Source organism: Streptomyces sp. ISL-87, assembly GCF_018614095.1.
Classification (GTDB): Bacteria; Actinomycetota; Actinomycetes; order Streptomycetales; family Streptomycetaceae; genus Streptomyces.
The window spans coordinates 16253-39749 of sequence record NZ_JAGGOY010000059.1 but is presented as its reverse complement, the minus strand read 5'-3'; the positions used below and the strand labels follow the sequence as shown (position 1 = coordinate 39749).

Genomic DNA, 23497 nt, shown 5'->3' with positions numbered 1-23497 from the left:
AGGCGGGGGCGGATCAGCGGCCGCCGCCGTACGGGTAGTGCTCACACGGGTTGTCGGAGCAGGGCTCACGCGAGGCCAGCGCCGACTGCCGGATCCAGTTGTCCTCCGGGACGCCGTGGACCTTCATGGTGACCCGGGTGGGCACGGAGTGGATGGCGCTGAAGACCGACACGAAGTCCAGGGTGTAGGTACCGGGCTTCCACGTGTGCGCGTGGGTGGTCTTCCACTGGCCGTCCTCCGACACCATCGCCAGGGCGATCAGGCGGCCGTTCTCCAGGATGGAGACCTTGGTGACGCCGGGCTCGGCGGTACCGGCGAACCGGGGCCGGGTGCTCGCGTACCCGCCTTCCTTGGGCGAGGTGACGGTCGGCGGGGCGACCCAGTTCTTGACGGTGAACGCGAGGGTGCCGATCGGCGTGGGGCCCTGGTCGGTGTAGCCGACGGCCTGGAGGACGTGCTCGCCGGCCGCCCAGTTGATCACGCGCCGCCACTGCCACTTGCCCTCGTGGTTGACGCGGGTCCCGCCGAGGTAGACGCCGTTCTCGAAGAACAGCAGGTAGCTGGTGCCCACGTCGGCCGTACCGGTGAACTTGCCCATGGCGCTGACCAGCTTGCCGGCCGAGGGTGAGCGGAAGACCGGCGCGTTGCCGACGCGCATGTCGGCGTACAGGGCGAACTCGGGCTTCTCGACGGTGAACTCAACGGCCGGCGGCGGGTATTCGGGGGCCAGCGCGGCGGCCTCGGGGTTGATGAACCCGCGCGGCACGCCCGGGGAGTTGTGCAGGGCGATCGCCACCATGCGGGCGATCTCGCGGGCACCGATGTCGTTGAAGTGCGTCGAGTCGATCATGCCGTCGGGGTGGTTGGGGTGCTCTCCCGCGTCCACCCAGCGGAAGTACTGGCGGGCCCGCTGCGGGCCGAGCTCCTGGAGCATCTGCGCGCTGAAGGCGTGCATGTCCACCAGCGCAGCGCCGGTCTCGGCCGCGGCCTCCCGCACCAGCTGCGGGTACTCCTCGCGCGTGTTGGCGACGCTCCCGTCGGGCTCGAAGGCACACCGGTCGGGCGGGGTGAGCAGGACCGGTATCGCGCCCTGCGCGCGGATGCCCTCCACGTAGAGGTAGAGGAACTCCTTGAACTCGCGCGGGCCGTGGTAGCGCAGCGGGTGGTCGATGCGCTGCTCCACACCGCCGAAGGCGACGAGGACGACATCACCGGGTTCGAGCATGCCGAGCAGGGCGGGGAGCCGGTCGGTGAAGTAGTTCCGCGCCGTCATGGCGTCGCGCGCGAAGTTGCGGACCTCGTGATAGGGCATCACGAAGTCCCGCATGTACTGTCCCCAGCCTGCGAGCGGTGCTTCTTCCAGTTTCCGCGACTTGGCGACGGAGTTCCCGAGTATGCAGATCTTGCTCATGGATGTTCCTGATTCCTACAGCGGAAACCCGGGAAGCCGACCGGCGTGGTAACGCTGGTTCCTCGGCGATCCGAATTCGAATTGACTCGCGATCGGGAAGTAACTCGGCAGGAATCCGGCCAGGATCGCGTCTTGTTCGTCCTCTGATACGTCTCCATCATGGAAGTCGTTCAGACAGAAAGTGTCGTTCGAGCGTGCGGTGAGCAGCGTGTTCAGCTTCTTCAGCTGTTCGCTGAGCCCGACGTTCACGAAGCCGGCACTGAGGCCGCCGGGCACACTGCGCTCGGTGTAGTACCCGAAGTAGTGGTGCAGCGAAGAGGCCGTCGAGATGTCGGTGGGGCTGCGCAGCTGCGAGTGCGCGGTGCGCTGCATGGCCTCGGGGAAGTGCGTCTCAAGGTCGAACATCACACTGCGCCGGAGCGGGTGCGGGGCGTGCACGAAGGAATTCACCAGGGTCCGGCCGAACATCTGCTGAATGAGTTCGCGGTTGTTCTTCGCCGCCATGCGGCTGAATTCGTCACCTTCGGTGATGGGGCTCATCGGGATGGCGTTCGACGAGGTGAAGTGCTTCGCCTGCCCGTTGCTGAGATAGAACAGGCTGGGCTGGACCGGGCGGCCCAGGAAGATGTCGTCGTTGAAGTAGAGGAAGTGCTCGGAGAGCCCTTCGATGTGGTGCATGCGGCTTTCGATGGCATGCGAGTTGTACGTGGGGAGGGCGCCGGCCATGCCGAAGATCTCGGTGTGGTCGACGACTCGCACCCGGGGGTGGTTGAGGTCCAGCCACGGCGGAACCTGCTGGTCCGTGACGATGTAGATGTTGCGGATCCAGGGGCCGTGCATGTCGATCGAGCGCAGCGAGTAGCGCAGCTCGTCGCGGTTGCGGAAGCGGGCCGCGCTGGTGGCCGCGTCCTCGGTGACGATGCCGAGCGCGGACAGGGCGGCGTTCTTGCGCTCCAGCCAGGCCATGTCCGCGCCGTCGACCCAGGTGTAGACGGCGTCGATGGGGAACGTGAAGTCCTGGTGGAGGGTGTGGGCGTACGGCTCGATGGTCGGGTAGGTGCGGCCGCCGACCACGGTGTACGCCTGGCGCATCGCCGGCCGGGGGATCCGTGCGCCGATGAGCGTGCGGTTCGGGGAGACGAAGAACTCCGGGTCCTCGGGGTCCTCTTCCCAGAACGAGATGGTGGAGCCGTAGGCGGCGCCGAGGCGCAGGGTGCGCGAGGCGGTGACGGCGCTCTGGTAGACGCGCACCCCCGCGAAGCTGGTGCCGAGGTGGTCGGCGGCGAGTTCGGCGAGGGTGGTGACGGTCGCCGAGTCGGACTCGTTGAGGAGCGCTATGTAGACGGGTGAGCCGCGGTAGGTCTCGGCGAGCACCTTCAGGACTTCTTCCCGGTGTTCGGCGTGGACGGCGACCGAGTGGCGCACCTTGGTGTCGCGCACCGCGAAGTAGGGGATGCGGGCCCGCTCCAGTGCGTCGGCGGCGAGCGACAGGTTGGTGGAGGCGATCTCGAACGGGGACTCGGCGTCGATGAGGCGGCAGACCTGGCCGCCGTCGCGCACGTAGCCCTGGTTGTGCTTGAGGATGCGTTCCTCGGCGGCGCGCAGCCGCTTGGTGCGGGAGGTGCTGGCCGGGGCGGCGGACGCGGCCCGGGCCACGCCGTCGCTGTCGCCGTGCAGTGCGTGGGCGGCGAGCCGGGCCGCCTTGGTCTCGGCGCGGGAACCGGAGTCGCGGGCCGCGGCGAGCGTGCGCAGCAGCCCGTCCCAGCGGGCGGTGCCGGCGGCCGCGTCGAAGCGGACGGCGGCGTCCACGGCGGCGGCGCCCATGCCGTGGCGCAGCGGGGCGTCCTCGATCAGCCTCATGAGGACGCTGGCCAGTGCCTCGGTGTCGCCGGGGGTGACCAGGACGCCGGTGTGGCCGTCCTGGACCACGTCCCGCGGGGCGTTGGGGCAGTCGTAGGCGATCACGGGGACGCCGGCCGCCTGGGCCTCCATGAGGGACAGGCCGCCCGCCTCGGACTCGGAGGTGCACAGGGCGATGCTCGCCTTGGCCCACTCCTCGGCGACGAAGGGGGCCTCTCCGATGAACTGGACGCTGCCGTGCAGGCCGAGCTGGTCGCGGCGGCGGCGCAGGAAGCCGATCTGCGGGCCCTCGCCCAGGACGCGCAGCGACCAGGTGGGGTGCATCGGGGCGACGGCCGCCCAGGCCTTGAGGGCGTCGCCGAGGCCGGCCCGTTCCACCAGGGGCGCGGAGAGCACGACGATGCGTGTCTCCAGGGTCGAGCGGGGACGGTAGCCGGCCAGCGGCGCGGGCGGGATCACGTCGAGCTGCGGGACGCCGGCGCCGAAGGTCTCCATGAACCATTCGTACGAGCGCGGGCTCGGGAAGGTGACGGCGTCGAACCGCGGGGTGTGCTTGAGCAGGGGTTCGCCCTCGGGGCCGCCGAGTTCGGGGACCCGCTGCTCGTGGTGGACGGTGAGCACCCGGTTGGGGGCGAACTGGGCGGCGTACGCCATGAGCCCCGGCGAGGTGCTGACGAGCACGTCGGTGTCGATGTTCTGCAGCGCGTATTCGAGCTCGACGTCCGCGAGCCGGTTGAACCGGTCGTCGCAGCGGCGGGGGACGACCGAGCTGGGTACGGACGCGAGGGCCGCGGCACGCGCGTCGTCCAGACCGGATGCGCGGACGGGCCGGTGGGTCGCCCCCGCGGCCTCGATGAGGAAGTCGGTGCGCACCCTGTCGTCCGGCGGGGTGAACCGGCGGCGGCGGACCTTGAAGACGCTCAGGATGCTGACGTCGTACCGGGCGGCGGCCAGCTCGGCAGCCTGGTTGTAGACGGCGCGTTCGGCGTCGCCCATCGCGTCTGCCGTGGTCAGCAGAAACGTGACCTTCATACTCTTCCTCACCCGGCCTCTGCGCTGCACGTGAACCGGAGGTTCCCGGCGGCTGTGTACCGCGATTCGACCATGATCAAATGCTCCGGCCCGGGCGCGACCATGATCTTGCGCGTGGCGAAGACCTGCTGCGGGTTGCGTACGTCGTGCAGCTTGCGGGCCACGCGCACCGGGCGGCGGCCCTTGGAGCAGAAGACGACGTCCCAGTGCTCGGGCCGGCTGCCCGAAGGAGTCATCTCGGCCAGCGGCACGCCCACGCGCCACACACCGGCCTCCACCTCGGTCAGCCCGGCCTCGATCCGCCGGCCGGAGGCGACGAACTCGCACCAGCCGCCCTCGGCGTCCATGCCGAGCAGGCGGAAGTCCACCTGGATGCCGGCGTGCCCGATGTGGAGGTGGACGACCTCCACGCCCGGCTTCGGAGCGCTGCAGATGATGCGTGCCGCGCCGGTGGCCGTACGGCCGATCCGGTTGCGGCGGCCGGTGACGGGCGAAACGGCCATCGGGCCGGTCGCGCCCCCCTCGTACGGGGCGGGCAGGCTGCTCAGCAGCAGCGGCATGGTGCGCGAGGAGCGCCCGGACCTCGTCTGGAGCCGCAGCTTCCAGCGGCCGGGGGTGACGGGGGCCCCGCCGACCTCGGCGCCCAGCAGTACGGCGGCGTCCATCAGCACGCGGCCCTCGCGGTCGGTGTGGATGCGTGCCGGGACGGCGTGCCGGCCGCGGCCGGTGCCGATGACGATCTCGGCGCTGTCCGGGGTGCCGGCCGATCGCGGCAGCTCGGCGTGCAGGTTCACCGTCTGCCCGTCGAGCACGGCCGCGTAGAGCAGCCGGGCCGAGCGCTTGGCCCGCAGCGGGAAGAGGACGGGCAGCATCAGCCGCCAGGCACGCCGGGCGGCGGTGAGCCTGGTGAGCTTCCTGCGCGCGGCACCGAGCCGTTTCCGCAGCGCACTCATGCCTGCACACATCCCAACTCGTTGATGCGGCGCACCGGAAGGCCGGTCGCGCCCGGAAGCTCGTAGGGGCTGGGGACGGGGAAGTACGTCTCCAGGAAGTTCCCGACCATCCGCTCCTGCGCGGCCGGGTCGGCGGGGACCACCGTGTCGTTGATGCAGAAGGTGTCGAAGTCGCGGCGTGCGACCAGCCGGTCCAGGCGCTGCTGGGCTCCGCCGTCGCCGATGTCGATGTACACGTACCGCAGGTCCGCGACCGTCGCCCGGGCCGAGTGGTAGGCGTGGTAGTGGTGCAGCGAGGACGCGACGGGTATGTCGTGGGGCGAGCGGAAGCGCGCGTGCTGGGTGGTCCAGTGGGCCCGCTCGTAGACCTGCTCGATCTCGGCGAGGACGGTGCGCCGCAGCGCGTGCGGCGTGTGCTTCATCTTCTGGGAGATGAAGGTGCCGAACTGCTGGGATATCAGGCTGCGGCTGTTGCGGCCCGCCGCGTTGACCGGGAGGTCCTCCTCGCTGCGCCGGCCGGAGGGGATGAGCGCCTTCGACATGAAGAACTTGGTCAGGCCGTTGGGGTGGAAGAACTGCCCGGGGGTCACCGGCCGGCCGAAGAACACGTCGTCGTTGAGGTAGAGGAAGTGCTCCGAGAGGTCCTCGATGTGGTGCAGCTGGCTCTCGATGGCGTGCGAGTTGAAGGTCGGCAGCGCACCGGGGTCGGCGAAGATCTCGCGGTGGTCGACCACGCGCAGGCCGGGGTACTCCAGGTTGAGCCAGCCGGGGGCCTGGCCCGCGGTGACGAGGTAGATGTTGCGCACCCACGGGGCGTACTGGTGGATCGAGCGCAGGGAGTACCGCAGCTCGTCGCGGCTCTTGAAGCGGGAGTCGTTGGCGGCCTGCTCGTGCAGGGGGGCTCCGGTGCCGTCGCCGGCGCTGCCGCGCGCGGCCTCCTTGGAGGCGCGCCAGACCGGGTCGGAGTCGTCGACCCAGGTGTAGACGACGTCGACGGGGAAGAGGTGGTCGCCCGGCAGCGGCGCGGTGAACTCGGACAGCGTGCGGGTCTGGCCGGTGGTGTAGAGCTGGGGGACGGGGCTGAAGAGCTTCTGCTCGGCCCAGCGGCGTTCCTCGGCGACACCGGCGGTGGTCACGACGCTGTTGGGGCGCGGGGCGACGTACTCCCCCGCCTCCTCGGCCCAGAACTCCAGCTCGACTCCGGACTCGGGCCCGAAGATGAGGTGGCCGGAGGGGTCGCAGACGTTCCACGCCAGGCGCAGCACCTTGTCGTGGCGGAGCTTGCGCCAGGTGGCGGCGCTGGCGCCCGAGCGCATCTGGGTGCCCGAGGACTCGCCGACGTAGCCGGGGTTGTGTCCGAAGCCGATCTGGAGGACCTCTTCGACGTCCTCGCGCCATACGGAGGGGACGGCCACGCAGGGCAGGTTCTTGGCGGTGCCGCGGATGCAGAAGAAGTCGATCTCCGCTTCCTCCAGCATCCCGACGAGCAGGTGCAGGTTGCGGGCGCGGGCCGCCCACTCGGTGGCGCCGGGGACGACGACGGCCCGCATGTGCTTGCCGCCGATGCGGACGACGCGCAGCGCGCCGCGCGCGCTGTGCCGGGCGCCGCTGGAACGGCCTCCGAGCGCGCGGGTCAGCAGGGCGGAGCGAAAGGAGTCGAAGGAGGCCAGGACCGCCATGACGCCACGACGCAGCGGACGTGGCACCCGGCGCACGATCCTGCGGCGCGCCCGGACGGGCAACAGCGATCGGTAGGACGCGACCAGGGCACTCGCCTCAGGGTTCTTGAGGCTCACAGACTTCCGCACCATCCAAGAATCACGAGCTGTCGTGCAGTCCGGGGTCTCCCCGGACTGCACGACCAGCAAACGACAACAGGTACCCACGGCCCCCCAACCGAACCGGGTGTCGCTGCTCCGAAACGTCCCTTCGATCACAACCGCGTCCGAAAACAGCCGGGAGGGGTTGCCCCTGTCGGCTGGCTCAGCATTACTGAATCTTTACATCTGGTGCTACGGGCCGTCCATCCATGGCCATCGATTCCAGAGGGCCGTTACGGACCTGAAATGAACTTGCGGCGTACGAATGATTTCGATGTGGTGACGGTCACACGACGGAATCCAGTCAAATCCGAACGGAAGGCTCCATCGCGAATCCGCCCTCCGGGCCCTGCCTCGCGACCCGCAGCCCGCCCTCGGCATCGAGGAAGGCGACCACGACGCGGCCGTAGTGGTCGAGCGTCAGGGCCGGGGCCTCGGCACACCACTCCCCGGTCGGCGACCACCACACGCCGGCGCCCTCGTTCTCCGTGCCGAAGGCCCCGAGGACGACCTGGCCGTCGAGTCCGCGGTGTGCGAGGACCGTGCAGTCGTAACCGTCGATCATCGTCCGCAGGGCCGCGATCCGGCCCGGCGCCGCGGTGCCGCCGAGCGGGATCACCCAGCCGCCCGCCCGGTACGCGAACAGGCCCGTGGTCGCCGGATCGCTCCAGTAGTACGTGACCCGGCCCGGCGCCGTTTCGAGTCCCACGGCGCTGTACTCGGCCGGCGCGATCTGCAGGTCCTGCACCCGCAGCAGGTCGGCGTCCTGCTCCGGCTGGCAGCAGCGCATCGCGCCCGGCTCCATGGGCACCAGGGCCTCGATCAGCCCGGACGCGAGGGACACCGGGGCCATGTCGGCGCGTACGCCCTTGCCCTTGATGCCCTGCCAGGGCCGCCACTTGCCGGCCGCGGACTCCCGGCGCACGGCCAGGGCGCCGGAGGCGTTGCCGATGAAGACGTACGTCGCCCCGCTCGCGGCGACGGCCACCACGGGGTCCCCGACGAAGGGAGCCCGGGCGGGGTCGCGGTGCGGGTTGCCCAGCGACTGCCACTCGGCGAGGGGCCGGCCGCTCTGGTACTGGATGGCGTGCGCGAGGTCGACCGTCGTGCTGCCGCCCTTCCCCTGGAGCGTGCGGCGGCCCACGAAGTGGATGAAGCCGTCGGCACCCTGGGCGACGGACAGGCTCGCGATGTGCGGGGCGGGGAAGAACTCCGGCCCCTTCCACTGCGGCCCGCCGGGCTGCGTCTCGGTCCAGCGCAGCAGCCCGTCGGAGGTGCGCGCGTACGCCGTGAGACGGCCGTCGAGGCCGCGCGTCAGCCAGCGGCCGTCGATGACGGACTCGGCCCGGAACGCGGCTGCTGCGCTCTGGTGCCCGCCGGTCTGTTCGGCTGCTCCCCGGCCCACGGCACCTCCCGACCTCATCCGCATGGCGTTGCCCTCCTGCGTCCTCACGGCCGGCTGACGGCCACCGTGCGGATTGTAGTTCGGCGAACAGATTCCTCATTCCCGGACCCGGGACGCACGCCAGTCGGAATATCTGTCTATAGTGCACGGTCAGCGTGGCATAAGCGGGCGTTCACCTACTGCGCCCCGGGATCCGCCCCCTCCAACACCCACGCCGGCCACCACGATTGAGGACTGAAGCAGGATGAGCCAGGACGTCAAGACACCGGACCATCGCCAAGCCCCCGACCGCCCCGGCCGGGGACGCAAGCGCGTCCGTACCCGTGGACAGCGCATCAGGCGGGGTATCCTGCTGACCCTCCTCGTCCTGCTCCTGGCCGCCGGCGGCGCCGGCTGGTGGGCGTACAGCCACCTCAACGGCAACATCGACAGCGTCGACCTGGACCAGGCGATCGGGGACAACCGGCCCAAGAAGGTCGTCGCGGGCGCGCAGAACGTCCTGGTGCTCGGCTCCGATTCACGGGCCGGGGCCAACGGCGACCTCGACCACGGCGATGTCAGCGGGGCCCGTTCCGACACTGCGATGCTCGTGCACATACCCGAGGGCCGGTCCAAGGCCACCGCGGTGAGCATCCCGCGCGACACCCTGATCACCCGGCCCGAGTGCAAGGACAAGGACGGCAAGACCCTGCCGTCCGCGAACCGGGTCATGTTCAACTCCGTCTACTCCCTCGCCGGCCCGGCCTGCGTAGTCAAGACCGTGGAGCAGCTGTCCGGGATCCGCGTGGACCACTTCGTCGAGGTGGACTTCGCCGGCTTCAAGGGCCTGGTGGACGCGCTCGGCGGCGTCACCGTCACCCTCGACAAGCCGATGACCGGTGAGAAGGGCGGCCTCAAGCTCGACGCGGGTCCGCACCGGCTGAACGGCACCGACTCGCTCAAGTTCGTCCGTACCCGCTACGGCTACGGAGACGGCAGCGACCTCGGGCGCATAGGCCTCCAGCAGCAGTTCATGATGGCGATGCTTTCCGAGATCAAGAAGCAGGACGCCTTCGGCAACCCGGCGCAGCTGTACAAGCTCGCCGACGCCGGCACCAAGTCGCTGACCACCGACTCCGACCTCGCCTCGCTCACCGCGCTGTCCGACTTCGCGCAGAGCATGAAGGGCGTGGACCCGGACACCATGGAGACGATCATGCTCCCGGTGGCGTACGACAAGGTCGACCCGAACCGCGTCATCGTCGCGGAGCCGCAGGCGACCCAGCTGTGGGAGGCCCTGCGGGCCGACAAGAAGGTCCCGGCCTCGGCGAAGGACTCCCCCGCCAAGGGCTGACGGCACGCGCACGTGATGAAGCCGGCTGTACGGGTGAACCCGTACAGCCGGCTTCGTTTTCGCGCCCGGGGCTAGTACTTCGCGTCCTGGCCCAGGCGGCCGAGGCGGCTGTTGTGGCGGCCGTACAGGAAGTAGACGAAGAGGCCGACCACCATCCAGATCCCGAAGCGCACCCAGGTCTCGGCCGGCAGGTTGAGCATCAGCCAGACGGAGGTGGCGATCGACAGGATCGGGACCAGCGGCACCAGCGGGGTACGGAAGGACCGGTGCAGGTCGGGGCGGGTGCGGCGCAGGATGATCACGCCGAGGGCCACGACCACGAAGGCGAAGAGCGTGCCGATGTTCACCAGCGTCGCCAGCTCGTTGATGCTGGTGAATCCGGCGACGATCGCGATGATCACGCCGAGCAGAATGGTCGGCCGGTACGGGGTGCGGAACTTCGGGTGGGTCCGCGAGAAGAAGCGCGGCAGCAGGCCGTCGCGGCTCATCGCGAAGAACACGCGGGTCTGGCCCAGCAGCAGGATCATGCACACCGTGGTCAGGCCCACGGCCGCGCCGAAGCTGATGATGCCTCCGTACACCGGATGCCCGGCGGATTTGAAGGCGTCGGCCAGTGGCGCGCTCGTGGACAGCTGCGTGTAGTTCTGCATGCCGGTGACCACGAGCGAGACCGCCACGTACAGCACGGTGCAGATGATCAGCGAGCCGATGATGCCACGGGGCATGTCCCTCTGCGGCAGCTTGGTCTCCTCGGCGGCGGTGGCGACGACGTCGAAGCCGATGAAGGCGAAGAAGACGACGGAGGCCGCGGTGAAGATGCCCATGACGCCGAAGTTGGTCGGCTCGTAGCCGAAGATCAGCTGGACGAGTGGCGCGTCCAGGCCTGATCCGCCCTTCTGTGGCTGGGCCTTCGGGATGAACGGCTCGTAGTTGCTGCTCGTGATGAAGAACAGGCCCGCGATGATCACGATGAGGACGACGGTGACCTTGATCGCGACGACGACCGCGGTGATCCGGGCGGAGAGCTTCACCCCGACGACCAGGACCGCGGTCAGGACCAGCACCAGTACGAAGGCCAGCAGGTCGAAATGGCCACCGGGTACGTCCGGCCCCTGGAGCGCCGCGGGCAGGTGGACGTCGACGTTGTCCATCAGCGAGCGCACGTACCCGGACCAGCCGACGGCGACGACCGCGGTGCCGAGCGCGAACTCCAGCACCAGGTCCCAGCCGATGATCCAGGCCGGGAGCTCGCCGATCGAGGCGTACGAGAAGGTGTACGCCGAGCCGGCGACCGGGACGGTCGAGGCGAACTCGGCGTAGCAGAGGGCGGCGAGGGCGCAGACCACGCCGGCGGCCACGAAGGCCAGGGCGGTTGCCGGGCCGGCGGTCTCCTTGGCGACCTTGCCGGTGAGGACGAAGATGCCGGTACCGATGATGACGCCGACGCCGAAGACGGTCAGGTCCCAGGCGGAGAGCGACTTTCGGAGCGCGTGTTCGGGCTCCTCCGTGTCGCGGATGGACTGTTCCACCGACTTCGTGCGGAACGGACTGTTCGAATCCGTACTCACCGACGCACCTCCGAAAGGTGACGACGCACAGGAACGGGCCGGGAGGCCCACCCCTCAAGGGTGATCTCCCGGCCCGTGACGTGCAACCGCGCGGCGATCTAGGACCGCCCCCGGGGCCTAGTCGATGGCGGCGGCCGCCTCGCTCTCGCAGCGCCCGTCCAGCTTGGCCACCAGGCCGGTGACCTGCCGGGCGATGTCCGGTGCGGTCAGCCCGATCTCGGCCATGACCTCCTTGCGGGAGGCGTGGTCGAGGAAGCGCTGCGGGATGCCGAAGTCGCGCAGCGGTACGTCGACACCCGCGTCGCGCAGCGCCTGCGAGACGGCGGCGCCCACACCGCCGGTACGGCCGTTGTCCTCGACGGTGACGACCACCCGGTGCCGGTCGGCGAGCGGGGCCAGGGCCTCGTCCACCGGCTTGACCCAGCGGGGGTCGACGACGGTCGTGGAGATGCCCTGCTTGTCGAGCAGGCCGGCGATCTCCAGGCACATCGGGGCGAGCGCGCCGACCGATACGAGGAGTACGTCCGGCCGGGTGACCTCGTCGGCCGGGGCGCGCAGGACGTCCATGCCGCCGATCTTGCCGACGGCCGGGACGGCCGGGCCGACGACGCCCTTGGAGTAGCGCACGACGGTCGGCGCGTCCTTGACCTCGACGGCCTCGCGCAGCTGGGCGCGCAGCTGTTCGGCGTCACGCGGGGCGGCCAGCCGCAGGCCGGGCACCACCTGCATGATCGACATGTCCCACATACCGTTGTGGGAGGCGCCGTCGGTACCGGTGACGCCGGCCCGGTCCAGGACGAAGGTGACTCCGCACTTGTGCAGGGCCACGTCCATCAGGACCTGGTCGAAGGCACGGTTGAGGAAGGTCGCGTACACCGCGAAGACCGGGTGGGCGCCGCCGGTGGCCAGACCCGCCGCCGAAGTGGCGCCGTGCTGCTCGGCGATGCCGACGTCGAAGATCCGGTCCGGGAAGGCGTCCGCGAACTTCTTCAGGCCGACGGGCTGGAGCATGGCCGCGGTGATCGCGACGATGTCCTTGCGCTCCTTGCCGAGCTTGACCATCTCGTCGGCGAAGACGGAGGTCCAGCTCGCGGCGTCGGTGGAGACGGGCAGGCCCGTGTCCGGGTGGATGACGCCGACCGCGTGGAAACGGTCCGCCTCGTCCTGGACGGCCGGTTCGTAGCCCCGGCCCTTCTGGGTGAGGCAGTGCACGATGACCGGGCCGCTGAAGCGCTTGGCGCGCGTGAGGGCGGACTCCAGGGCCTCGATGTCGTGTCCGTCGATGGGCCCGATGTACTTCAGGCCGAGGTCCTCGAACATGCCCTGCGGGGCGATGAAGTCCTTGAGGCCCTTCTTGGCGCCGTGCAGGGTCTCGAAGAGCGGCTTCCCGACGACCGGGGTGCGCTCCAGGATCTCCTTGCCGCGGGCCAGGAAGCGCTCGTAGCCGTCCGTGGTGCGCAGGGTGGCCAGGTGGTTCGCGAGGCCGCCGATGGTGGGGCCGTACGAGCGCTCGTTGTCGTTGACGACGATCACCAGGGGCCGGTCCTTGGCGGCGGCGATGTTGTTCAGCGCCTCCCAGGCCATGCCGCCGGTCAGCGCGCCGTCACCGATGACGGCGGCGACGTGGTGGTCCTCGCGGCCCAGCACCTCGTTGGCCTTCGCCAGGCCGTCGGCCCAGCCCAGCACGGTGGAGGCGTGGGAGTTCTCGATCACGTCGTGGTCGGACTCGGCGCGCGAGGGGTAGCCGGAGAGGCCGCCCTTGGAACGCAGGCTGCCGAAGTCCTGGCGGCCCGTGAGCAGCTTGTGGACGTAGGCCTGGTGGCCGGTGTCGAAGAGGACCTTGTCCTTGGGCGACTCGAAGACCCGGTGCAGAGCGATCGTCAGTTCGACCACGCCGAGGTTGGGGCCGAGGTGCCCGCCGGTCTTGGAGACGGCGTCGACGAGGAAAGACCTGATCTCGGCGGCGAGCTGCTTGAGCTCCTCCTGGCTGAGCCGGTCCAGATCGCGCGGTCCCTTGATGCGGGGCAGCAGCACCCGTGCCTCCTTGCAGTTGCTTGCTGGTCTGTCGAGTCTAATGTTCCGCCCGCGGCGGCGATGATCGGGCCGTCCCGGGTGGGTCACACCTTTGTCATACATGTACACCCCACTGCGCGGCCATACATCACAAACGGCGTATACACGCACAGCCGTACGCGTACCAGCACACGTACATGTACGCACACGTGCCCGGTGCCACACGAAGTGGCACCGGGCACTGTGACCGTTCTTACCGCGCCGGGGCGCGGATCAGGCGGTGAATCAGCCGCCGATCAGGCGCGGCCCGCCGTCTTCTGCGTCTTGCGGGTGATCGAGTCGATCACGACCGTCGCCAGCAGCACCGCTCCAGTGATCATGTACTGGATCGGGGTCGCGATTCCCTCCAAGGCCAGACCGTACTGGATCGAGGTGATGACCATGACGCCGAGGAGGGCGTTCCAGGTCCGGCCCCGGCCGCCGAAGAGGCTGGTGCCGCCGATGACGGCCGCCGCGATCACGTTCATCAGCAGGTCGCCGGCGCCGGCGCTCTGGTTGGCCGCCGCGATCTTGGAGGCCCAGAACAGCCCGCCGATGGCGGCGAAGGTGCCGGCGATCGCGAAGACCGCGATCCGGATCCCGGTGACGTTGATGCCCGCGCGGCGGGAGGCCTCGACGCTGCCGCCGAGCGCGAACACGTTGCGGCCGAAGGTGGTGCGGCGCAGGACGAAGTCCGTGCCGACCAGGACGACCACGAACAGCACCACCGCGAGCGGCAGGCCCTTGTACTGGTTGAACACGATGGCCGGGCCGAACGTGAACACCGCGAGCAGGCCGGTGCGCAGCAGCACCTCCGCGAGCGGCCGCGAGGGCACGCCCGCGGCCTGCCGGCGCTGGTTGTCGGTGTAGGTGGCGAGGAAGTACGCCGCCACGGCGACCGCCGCGAGGCCGTAGCCGACGGCCACGTCCGAGAAGAAGTACGTGGTCAGCTTCCCGACCACACCCTCGGAGTCGAGGTTGATGGTGCCGTTACTGCCGAGGATCTGCAGCATGGCGCCGGACCAGAACAGCAGGCCCGACAGGGTGACGGCGAAGGCCGGGGCGCCGATCCGGGCGAAGAAGAAGCCGTGGATGGAGCCGATCAGCGCGCCGCCGGCGACGGCGGCGAGGATGGCCACCCATTCGTTCACGCCGTGAGTGACGGCCAGGACGGCGACGATCGCACCCGAGACACCGCTGACCGAGCCGACCGAGAGGTCGATCTCGCCGAGCAGCAGCACGAAGATGATGCCGACGGCCATCATGCCGGTGGCGACCATCGTGATCGCGATGTTGGTGAGGTTCTCCGGGGACAGGAAGTTCGAGTTCAGGCCCTGGAAGATGCCCCAGATGATGATCAGGCCGAGGACGACCGGGATGGAGCCCAGGTCGCCGGCCTTCATCTTGCGGCCGAACTCGCTCAGGTACCCGGACAGGCCCTGCTCGCGTACGAGCAGGCGGGGGTCCACCGCCGGAATGGCGTCGTGCGCGGCGGCCGGGTTGACCGGGTCTATGTGCTCGGCCGTGGGTCCTGCGGCAGGCTTGTGGGTACTCACTTGCGGGCCTCCCCGGTGCGGGCCGCCCGGCGGGTCACGGCGTTGTCCGTGGCACCGGTGATGGCGGAGATGATCTCTTCCTGCGAGGTGTCGGCGACGTTGAAGACGCCGTTGTTGCGGCCCAGCCGCAGGACCGCCACCTTGTCGGCGACGGCCTTCACATCGGCCATGTTGTGGCTGATGAGGATGACGGCGTGGCCGCGCTCGCGCAGCCGCTCCACGAGGTCGAGCACCTGTGCGGTCTGCTCGACGCCGAGGGCGGCGGTGGGCTCGTCGAGGATGACGAGCTGGGGCTCGCCGAGCATCGAGCGGGCGATCGCCACGGTCTGGCGCTGACCGCCGGAGAGCGAGGCGATGGGGATCCGGACACTGGGGATCCGGATGGACAGGGTGGTCAGGAGCTCGCGGGCGCGGCGCTCCATCTCCACCTCGTCGAGTACACCGCGGCGCTTGAGCTCGCGGCCGAGGAAGAGGTTGCCGACGACGTCGATGTTGTCGCACAGCGCGAGGTCCTGGTAGACCGTCGCGATGCCCAGGTTCTGGGCGTCGTGGGGCTTGGTGATCGAGACCTGGCGGCCCTCCCACTCGATGACACCGTCATCGATGGGGTGCACGCCGGCGATCGTCTTGACCAGCGTGGACTTGCCGGCGCCGTTGTCGCCGACCAGGGCGACCACCTCACCGGAGTGGATCTCGAGTTCTACGTCGGTCAGGGCCTGAACGGCGCCGAACCGCTTCGAGACCCCTCGCAACGCCAGCACGGGCGCAGCGGACACATGAACCATCTCCTTCGCCGCCTGACCGGCGGGGATGTCGTGCAAAAGAGCAGGAGCGGGGCGAATGGGGGGAAGAGCGGGAAGAGTGGGAGGAGCGGGATGGGGAAAACGTTTCTGCCCGGCGCCCCGCGGATGGCGGGGAAAGAGGGGCGGGGCGCCGGGCAGAGCCGGTGGGCGCCTCGTGGGGGACGAGGGCCCTGCTTCTGGGGCCTTACTTCAGGCCGATGGCGGCGCAGGCCGCCGCGTACTTGTCGGTGCAGATCTCGTCGACCTTGTAGACGCCGTCCTTGACGACGGTGTCCTTGATGTTGCCCTTGGTGAGCGAGACGACCGGGATCAGCACGGACGGGACGCCCTTGGTGGTCGGGCTGTCGACGTTCTGGTTGATGATCCCGTCGATCTTCTCGCCCTTGGCGAGGGCGACGGCCATCTCGGCGGCGGCCGCGGCCTCGGGCGCGTACGGCTTGTAGACGCTCATGAACTGCTCGCCCGCGACGATGCGCTGCACACCGGCGAGTTCGGCGTCCTGCCCGGTGACCGGGGGCAGGGGGGACAGGCCGGCCGCCTTGAGGGCGGTGATGATGCCGCCGGCCATGCCGTCATTGGCGGAGTAGACGCCGATGACCTTGTCCTTGCCGAGCGCGGAGAGGGCGCCCGCCATGTTGGTGTTGGCGTTCTCCGGCTTCCACTCCTTGGTGTCGTACTCCTTGCCGATGTTCACCTTGCCGTCGAGGACGGAGTGCGCGCCCTTCTTGAACAGGGCGGCGTTCGGGTCGGTGACCGAGCCGTTCATCATGACGATCTGGCCGTCCTTGGCCTTGTCGCCCAGCGCGTCCAGGAGCGCCTTGCCCTGGACCTTGCCGACCTCTTCGTTGTCGAAGGAGGTGTACGCGTTGATCGGGCCCTCGGCCAGACGGTCGTAGGCGACGACCGGGATGCCGGCGTCCTTGGCCTTCTTGACCGAGCCGGCGATGGCCTTCGCGTCGACCGCGTCGATGATCAGGACGTCCACCTTGTTGGTGATCATCGTGTCGACCTGCGAGTTCTGCGTGGTCGCGTCCTGCTTGGCGTTGGCGTAGACCACCTCGGCCTTGCCACCGGTGAGGTCGGCGACCTTCTTCTCGATCAGCGGCTTGTCGAACTTCTCGTAGCGCGCGGTCTGGTTCTCCGGCAGGAGCAGGCCGACCTTGATCGCATCGCCCTTGGCGGCGCCGGACTCGCTGGTCTTGTCGCCGGCCTCCTTGGCGCTGCCACAAGCGGCAAGCGAAACGGCCATGGCACCAGCGGCGACGGCTACGGCGGCTCTACGCATACGCGTGTTCATTACTTGAACCTCCCTGACGAGGCCGCAACGTTGCGGCCGAGGTGGATGTGAGTCAACCCCGGCCGCAAGTTTGTCGTCAAGGAGTGAATCCTTAACGAGATGACAACGGTGCCATCCGTTATCTAACTGAAGACATGACGGCGGGAGCTCGTACCCCACTGCTATTTTCCGCCAAAAGCGATGAATCGCCCATTTCACTGAGCACGAGGGCCAACGCGCCGAGCACCTCCGCCCGCCCGCCCAGGGACCCCGTCAGCACGGACAACTGGCGGGCCGCACTGGGAATCGCGTACCTCCCCACGGATTCACGGATGGGAGCCAGCACGAGTTCACCCGCGTCGGCGAGCGACCCGCCCAGCACCACCCGGCTCGGGTTCAGGAGGTTGCAGAGGCTGGCCACGCCGCTGCCGATGTGGCGGCCGACGTCCGCGATGACCCGACGGCAGCCGGGGTCGCCGTCGCGGGCCAGCTCGACCACCCGCTCCATCGTCAATTCCGGCCCGTGGCTGCCCTGGAGGAGCGGCAGGACGTACCGGGCGGCGGCGAAGGTCTCCAGGCAGCCGCGGTTGCCGCAGCGGCAGACCGGACCGGATTCGTCCAGCGTGATGTGCCCGATCTCGCCCGCCGTGCCGCCGGGGCCCCGGTAGATCTGGCCATTGATGACCAGGCCCGCACCGACGCCGCTGGCCACCTTGATGTAGGCGAGGTCTTTTACTCCCCGGCCACTCCCCCATACGAGTTCACCGAGCGCTCCGAGGTTCGCGTCGTTGTCCACGTACACGGGCACGCCGAGGCGCTGCGAGAGCTCCTGACGGGGGTTGATCCCGGCCCAGCCCGGCAGGATCGCGGTGGAGCCCAGGGTTCCGGACTCCACGTCGATGGGGCCGGGGACGCCGAGCCCGACGCCGATGACCTTCTCGCGACCCACCCCTATGCCCTGGATCAGCCGTCCGACCAGCGCTTCCGCCCGGTCGAAGCCCTCGACCCAGGAGGCGTCCACGTCCAGCGGCTCGGACTCCTCGGCCAGGACCTGGTGTGCGAGGTTCCCGACGGCCACCCGCAGGTGGGTGTGGCCGAAGTCCACGCCGATGACGATGCCCGCGTCCCCGCTGAGCGAGACGCTGCGCGCCCGGCGGCCGCCGGCCGAGGTGTCGGTGACCTCGACGGTCCCGGCCTCCTTGAGCTCACGGACGATGTTGGAGACCGTGGCCGCCGACAGTCCGGTGGCGCGGGCGATCTCCGCCTGGGTCAGCGAGCCCGCGAGCCGCACGGCCCGCACGACCCGTTCGAGATTCGCGCGATGCAGCGAGGACTGCGATCCGGGAGTCTGCACGACTCATCCACTCCTGCCCTTAAGCGACGGCCAGCCGTCGCCCCCCGGCCGACGGTCGCGGCTTGGCGCTCCGAGACACCGGCGTCTCTCCAACTTGTGAACCTTAAGTCGAGCCTTTGGGTCCTCACACGTCAAGAGGCTCACGCAGTACGAATCGGCCGCTATCGGCCATAAGGGGAGAGAACGACCTCCGAGATCGTGCTACGGTCGGCCGAGGCGCCGATCCTCTGCGGCCTTTACGGCCGGACCGGGCGCCCTGTCATGACAGCGCTGCGCAAGGAGGCGTTCGGGATGAGTCCCGATCGAAGTCTTTGCAGCGCTCTCGTTGGCTGACCCGCTGACCTGCTGATCAGCTGACCTCTTCCGAGTGCGCACGGCCACGGCTGCCAGCCACCCCGTGCGGTTCTGCATTCCTTCACCCCATTTTGCTTCCTTCCGCATGCCTTGGCCCTTTCGCTTCCGCTTTCGCCATGCATACGTCGACGTCGACCATGCCCACCGGCGCACCCGCGGCCGTTCCGTGCCGCCCCGCGCCCACCCCTGATCACTCCACGTGACCGCTCGCGGCTTCGCGCTGCCCGGACGCCCGGACGCGGTGGAGGGAGGCATTCGCCATGACCATGCTCACCCTCGTACCCCGGCCGGGCTCGCACCGCCGGGCAGGACGCGCCGCGACCGCAAGGCCGCCGAGCTGGAGTCCCGTACCCGGCTCGCCGGCGAACGGCTCATCGGGCACAGCTTCCGTCCGCGCGCCCAGGTCCTCCAGGATCTGGGCGCGAGCCCGGCCGGCCTCACCCACGCCGAGGCGGCGCTGCGGCTGGAGCGGCACGGCGCCAATGTCGTCGCCGACGAGCGCGCCCCGCGCTGGTGAGGGCCTACTGGAGCCCCTTCATCGCCGTCCTGGTCCTCCCGGCCGAGGTCATGTGGTGGCAGGACCCCGAGGACCCGGGCGTCGTCATCCGCAGGAGTACCGCTCGGGCCGCGCCGCCGACGCGCTGAAGAAGCTCGTCACCACCACCTGCGCCGTGCAGCGCCGGGCCGGCGGCGGCCCGGGGGCGACCACCTTCGAGGTACCCATGGACCAGGTGGTCCCGGGCGATGTGGTCAAGCTGGCCGCCGGCCTGATCCCGGCCGACCTGCGGATCGTCTCGTCCAAGGACCTGATGGCCGGCCAGGCCGCCCTGTCCGGCGAATCGTTGCCGGTCGCTGCTGATCCGCTTCATGCTGGTCATGGTCCCCGTCGTGTTCGCCGTCAGCGGGCTCACCAGGGGCGACTGGGACGAGGCCTTCCCCTTCGGCATCGCGGTCGCGGTCGGCCTGACCCCGCATCACGATGGGAGCCAAACCCCGGCATTCGCAGGGGCCGTACAGGCGTATGTACCCTTCACGCGCACTTGGTCTTCACACCCAAGGTCCGGCGCGGTCCGTTCACCGACGAGATCCTCAGACGCTGCTAAGAGATTATGCGCGCCGTCTGCGCCGGTACGTCCGCAGGTTCGGCGCCTGGCTCTAGGAGCCGCTACTTGAGGGTGGCGGAGGTCAGGCCGGCCTGGATCTGGCGCTGGAAGGACAGGTAGACGACCAGCATCGGGATCATCGCGATGGTCACGCCGGCGAACAGCACCGGCAGGTCCGTCTCGTAGCCCATCTGGTACTGGAGCTGGATCAGGCCCTGGGTGAGCACGTAGCGCTCGGGGTCCGATCCCGTCTGCGGCTGCATCAGCACGGACGGCAGGATGTACTGGTTCCACTGGCCCAGGATGTTGAATATCCCGACGCTGATCAGGCCCGGCTTGGCCATCGGCAGCATCACCTGGAAGAAGATCCGGGTATGGGAGGCCCCGTCGATCACGGCCGCCTCGTGCACCGCCGTCGGCAGCGTGCGGAAGAAGGAGTGCATGAAGAAGACGGTGAACGGCATCGAGTAGGCGATGTACACCAGGATCAGGCCCTGGTACGTGTTCAGCATGTCCAGCCGCTTGACCATGAAGAACAGCGGGACGAGCGCCAGGAAGACGGGGAACATGGCCCCGCTGACGAAGAAGTAGTAGATCAGCCGGTTTCCCGTGAAGGGGTAGCGGGCCAGCACGTACGCCGCCATCGAGCCGAGCAGCATGGTCAGCGGGACCGAGAACACCATCACGATCACCGTATTGGCGAAGTAGGACCCGATCCCCTTGGTCCAGGCCCGGGAGAAGGCGTCGAACTCCCAGTGGGACGGCCAGCCGAGGGCCGAGCCGCCGATCTGCGCGTCGGTCTTGAAGGAGCCGAGCACCAGCCAGATCAGCGGAAGGATGATCAGTATCCCCCACACGGCGAGGAAGCCGTGGGAGAAGACGTTGAGCACCATGCCGTCGGAGCCGCCCTTGCCCCGTCCGCGGTCCTGCCCGGTGCCCGGGCCGCGCTCGGCGGCCGCCTCGCCCGGGGCTTTGATCACTGTGGTCATCGTGGTCTCCCGCTAGAACTCGACGCGCTCGCGGCGAGTGGCGCGCAGCGTGATGACGGAGAGGATCAGGGTGAGGAGGAGCATGACGACCCCCATGGCGCAGGCGTAGCCGGCCTTGCCGAAGTGGAGGAAGTTGCGCATCAGCACCGTCGCCATGACCTCGCTGTGGTGGTCGGGTCCGCCGCCGAACTGGCCCGAGGTCATGGTCGACACGAGGACGAACATGTCCATCGCGGCGATGCCCAGGTAGACCGCGGAGGTCTGCACAGAGTCCCACAGCAGGGGCAGCGTGACCTTGAAGAAGGTCTGGGCGCGCCCGGCGCCGTCGAGCAGCGCGGCTTCGTAGATGTCCTTGGGGACCGACTGCATGGCCGCCGAGAAGAGTACGAGGTAGAAACCGACCCCGTGCCAGACGACGACCAGGAGCAGGCACCATAGGACGAACTTGGGCTCGTTGAGCCATTCGACGGGCGCGGCCGGGTCGACCAGGCCCAGTTTGGTGAGGAAGCCGTTGAGCAGGCCGCCCTCGTCGCTGCGGTAGACGGCTCCGAAGAGCACCGCGAGGATGGCGAGGGAGAGGACCTGCGGGAAGAAGTAGACGATCTTGTAGAAGGCCGATCCCCGCACGCCCTGCACTCCGCCGGCCCCGCTGCGCCCTCCGGCGTTCAGCATGAAGGCGAAGAACAGGGCGATCAGGATGGTGACCACCGGGACGAACACCAGGAGCAGCAGGTTGTGCAGCAGCGCGCCGCGGAAGACCTCGTCCTTCATCAGGGCCGTGTAGTTGTCCAGGCCGACGAAATCGAAGGTCGGCGACTGGCCGGTCCAGTTGGTGAAGGAATAGCCGAACGTCTGGATGTACGGCCAGATGACGAAGGTCAGATACAGCGCGAGGGGCAGGAAGAGGAAGCCGGCGATGAAGCCGCCCCGTCCCTTGCTGTTGGCTACGTGGCTCATGGTGTCCGTCCCTGGATGTGCCGGGTGACCGGTGGACGTGGTGGACGCGGTGGGCGCGGTGTCAGCTGCGCTTGTTGTTCTTGGCGTTCGGGTCCTTGGTCGCCTTGTTTACCGCAGCCTGGGCCCGCTTGATCCATTCCTTGGGCTGGATGCGCTTGGCCATCAGCTCATTGGACGCGTTCTGGATCTCCGTGTCCATCTCGCTGTACCAGTCGGGGTAGCGGTAGTTGAAGGTGTTCTCCCCGGCGGCCTTGAGCGCGGCCACCGCCGACGTGGTGCCGGGGCGCAGCTTCACGGACGGGTCCACGCCGTCCTTGACGATGGTGAGCGAGTTCGCCTGCTGGGCGAAGAGGGTCGACCATTCGCGGGACAGCATCGAACGGATGAACTCCAGGCCCCCGGCCTTGTTGCCGGCCTTCTCCGGGACGATGAAGGGCTCGCCGGCGCCGGCCCGGATGGCCTCGAAGGGCAGCTTGCTGTCGGCGAGCACCGGCATCGGCAGGAACTGCATGTCGAAGTCGTCGGGCGTCTGCTTGAGCTGCTCGTTCTCCAGCCAGGAGCCGGAGGTGATGAAGGCCGCCTTGTACTGGTTCCAGGCGGTCTGGGACTCCGTGTGGGTCAGGCCGTTGGTGCCCGGCATCAGCAGGCCCTTTTCGACGACCTCGTAGACCGCCTCCACGGCCGCGAGGGCGACCGGGTTGTTCTCGAAGGCGTTCGGTTCGAGGTTGTCGATCGCCTTCATGGCGTCCAGGCCGCCCTTCTTGGCGATCAGGTCCATGATGGCGACGTTGATGTAGTACGGGAACTTGCCCTGGTGGGCGAGGCCCCCGATGCCCGCGTCCTTGGCCTTCGTACACACGTCCAGGAACTCGTCCCAGGTCTTCGGGACCGGCCAGCCCTTCTCCTTGAAGAGCTTGCCCGAGTACCACAGGCCCCAGACGGTGTAGACGTAGTTCAGCGAGACGAACTTGCCGCCCTGCATGCCCTGTTCGACGGTGCCGGGGATCAGCATGTCCCGGACCTTCTTGGCCGGGTCGTCGAGCGAGGGCGCGTCGAGCACCGGGGTGAGGTCGGCGAGCTGGCCCCCCTTGACGAGCACGTCGAGCTTGATCTGCTGGGCGCCGGAGTCGTCGACGACGTCCGGCGGGTTGCCGCCGTTGAAGCGCGGCTGGAGCTTGGAGGTGATCTCCTGGGTGGCGAGGTGGGAGCTGGTGGTGCCCCACTTCTTGTCGAACGCGGCCTCCCACGCCTTGGCGTAATCGTCGCCGTAGCCGCCCTTGAAGACGACCACGTCGAGCTTGCCGCCCTTGGCGACGCCGAAGGGGTTCTCCTTGCTCGTCGGCGCCTTGACCGGCCCCTTCGTCGACTCGTCCCCGCCGCCGGACGCGCAGGCGGACAGGAAGCTCATCGTCGGCACGGCGATCAGGCCGAGTGCCGCGGAGCGCTTGATCAGATCCCGGCGGCCGAGGCCCTCACCGGTGGTGTTCTCGCCGTGGGCGGAGGTGGATCCCATGCTCAAGTCCTCGCCTTCGTCAGAGTGTGAAGGAAGCCGGAAATCACAGCAGTTGCCGTGCATGCGGACATCGCCGCAGGTCCCCGCCGTCCCCCCGTCCGGGGCCGCTTTCTACCGCGCCGGTCCGGACGGGCACAGGTATAGTCCACTTCCGCTCG

Annotated in this window: 18 protein-coding genes; 3 read left to right on the top strand and 15 right to left on the bottom strand. The window is 69.0% G+C overall.

The features are described 5' to 3' along the window. Positions 1–13: 13 nt before the first annotated feature. The 5 genes from J7I97_RS21085 to J7I97_RS21065 all read right to left on the bottom strand — a co-directional run bounded on the left by J7I97_RS21085 (position 14) and on the right by J7I97_RS21065 (position 8481). A complete protein-coding gene (locus tag J7I97_RS21085) occupies positions 14–1411 on the bottom strand; it encodes a hypothetical protein (RefSeq protein WP_214937176.1) in 1398 nt (465 codons plus the stop codon). 15 nt (positions 1412–1426) lie between these two features. Continuing rightward, positions 1427–4303 carry a stealth conserved region 3 domain-containing protein gene (locus tag J7I97_RS21080; protein WP_214937174.1) on the bottom strand — a complete coding sequence of 959 codons (2877 nt, stop codon included), beginning with the start codon at positions 4301–4303 and terminating at the stop codon, positions 1427–1429. 8 nt (positions 4304–4311) lie between these two features. Next, the gene (locus J7I97_RS21075; protein ID WP_214937172.1) at positions 4312–5256 is read right to left on the bottom strand and encodes a hypothetical protein; all 945 of its coding nucleotides are present in this window, start codon (positions 5254–5256) and stop codon (positions 4312–4314) included. Next, entirely contained in the window at positions 5253–6935 is a 1683-nt protein-coding gene (locus J7I97_RS21070; RefSeq protein WP_251059033.1) for a stealth family protein, read from the bottom strand. Before J7I97_RS21070 ends, J7I97_RS21075 begins: the two co-directional genes overlap by 4 nt. 445 nt (positions 6936–7380) lie before the next feature. Next, positions 7381–8481, bottom strand: a complete 1101-nt coding sequence (locus J7I97_RS21065) for a hypothetical protein (protein WP_308364563.1) — start codon at positions 8479–8481, stop codon at positions 7381–7383. Positions 8482–8725: 244 nt separating this feature from the next. Between J7I97_RS21065 and J7I97_RS21060 the strand changes: the two genes are divergently transcribed. Continuing rightward, positions 8726–9814, top strand: coding sequence for an LCP family protein (locus J7I97_RS21060; RefSeq protein WP_214937168.1), 1089 nt, complete (start codon positions 8726–8728; stop codon positions 9812–9814). A 71-nt stretch (positions 9815–9885) separates the two neighbouring features. Here J7I97_RS21060 and J7I97_RS21055 read toward each other — a convergent pair whose 3' ends face one another. From J7I97_RS21055 to J7I97_RS21030, 6 genes are all read right to left on the bottom strand, one after another. Then, positions 9886–11382, bottom strand: a complete 1497-nt coding sequence (locus J7I97_RS21055) for an amino acid permease (RefSeq protein ID WP_214937166.1) — start codon at positions 11380–11382, stop codon at positions 9886–9888. Positions 11383–11499: 117 nt separating this feature from the next. Continuing rightward, on the bottom strand, positions 11500–13416 hold the full coding sequence (gene dxs / locus J7I97_RS21050) for a 1-deoxy-D-xylulose-5-phosphate synthase (RefSeq protein WP_214937164.1): 1917 nt from the start codon (positions 13414–13416) through the stop codon (positions 11500–11502). Positions 13417–13691: 275 nt separating this feature from the next. Then, positions 13692–14990: a sugar ABC transporter permease gene (locus tag J7I97_RS21045; protein WP_214937162.1), complete on the bottom strand. Its 1299-nt coding sequence runs from the start codon at positions 14988–14990 to the stop codon at positions 13692–13694. Continuing rightward, positions 14987–15775 carry an ATP-binding cassette domain-containing protein gene (locus tag J7I97_RS21040; protein ID WP_214937160.1) on the bottom strand — a complete coding sequence of 263 codons (789 nt, stop codon included), beginning with the start codon at positions 15773–15775 and terminating at the stop codon, positions 14987–14989. The genes J7I97_RS21045 and J7I97_RS21040 overlap by 4 nt, the downstream gene beginning before the upstream one ends. Positions 15776–15977: 202 nt before the next feature. Next, positions 15978–17090, bottom strand: a complete 1113-nt coding sequence (locus tag J7I97_RS21035; RefSeq protein ID WP_214937158.1) for a sugar ABC transporter substrate-binding protein — start codon at positions 17088–17090, stop codon at positions 15978–15980. A 118-nt stretch (positions 17091–17208) separates the two neighbouring features. Next, the gene (locus J7I97_RS21030; protein WP_214937156.1) at positions 17209–18423 is read right to left on the bottom strand and encodes an ROK family transcriptional regulator; all 1215 of its coding nucleotides are present in this window, start codon (positions 18421–18423) and stop codon (positions 17209–17211) included. A gap of 553 nt (positions 18424–18976) precedes the next feature. On the opposite strand from J7I97_RS21030, the gene J7I97_RS39955 reads away from it, so the two are divergent. Beyond that, the gene (locus J7I97_RS39955; RefSeq protein ID WP_308364567.1) at positions 18977–19294 is read left to right on the top strand and encodes a cation-transporting P-type ATPase; all 318 of its coding nucleotides are present in this window, start codon (positions 18977–18979) and stop codon (positions 19292–19294) included. Between the two features lie 84 nt (positions 19295–19378). Here the strand turns inward: J7I97_RS39955 and J7I97_RS40365 are convergent, their stop codons facing one another. Continuing rightward, positions 19379–19501 (bottom strand): hypothetical protein, encoded by a 123-nt coding sequence (locus J7I97_RS40365; protein WP_285441104.1) that lies wholly within the window; start codon positions 19499–19501, stop codon positions 19379–19381. A gap of 31 nt (positions 19502–19532) precedes the next feature. Here J7I97_RS40365 and J7I97_RS40360 point away from each other — a divergent pair, with 31 nt between their 5' ends. Then, on the top strand, positions 19533–19880 hold the full coding sequence (locus J7I97_RS40360; protein WP_374195504.1) for a hypothetical protein: 348 nt from the start codon (positions 19533–19535) through the stop codon (positions 19878–19880). Between the two features lie 62 nt (positions 19881–19942). Here J7I97_RS40360 and J7I97_RS21020 read toward each other — a convergent pair whose 3' ends face one another. The 3 genes from J7I97_RS21020 to ngcE all read right to left on the bottom strand — a co-directional run bounded on the left by J7I97_RS21020 (position 19943) and on the right by ngcE (position 23339). Continuing rightward, positions 19943–20869: a carbohydrate ABC transporter permease gene (locus tag J7I97_RS21020; RefSeq protein WP_214937154.1), complete on the bottom strand. Its 927-nt coding sequence runs from the start codon at positions 20867–20869 to the stop codon at positions 19943–19945. A 12-nt stretch (positions 20870–20881) separates the two neighbouring features. After that, a complete protein-coding gene (locus J7I97_RS21015) occupies positions 20882–21826 on the bottom strand; it encodes a carbohydrate ABC transporter permease (RefSeq protein ID WP_214937152.1) in 945 nt (314 codons plus the stop codon). A 61-nt stretch (positions 21827–21887) separates the two neighbouring features. Then, the gene (gene ngcE, locus J7I97_RS21010; protein WP_214937150.1) at positions 21888–23339 is read right to left on the bottom strand and encodes an N-acetylglucosamine/diacetylchitobiose ABC transporter substrate-binding protein; all 1452 of its coding nucleotides are present in this window, start codon (positions 23337–23339) and stop codon (positions 21888–21890) included. Positions 23340–23497: the final 158 nt, after the last annotated feature.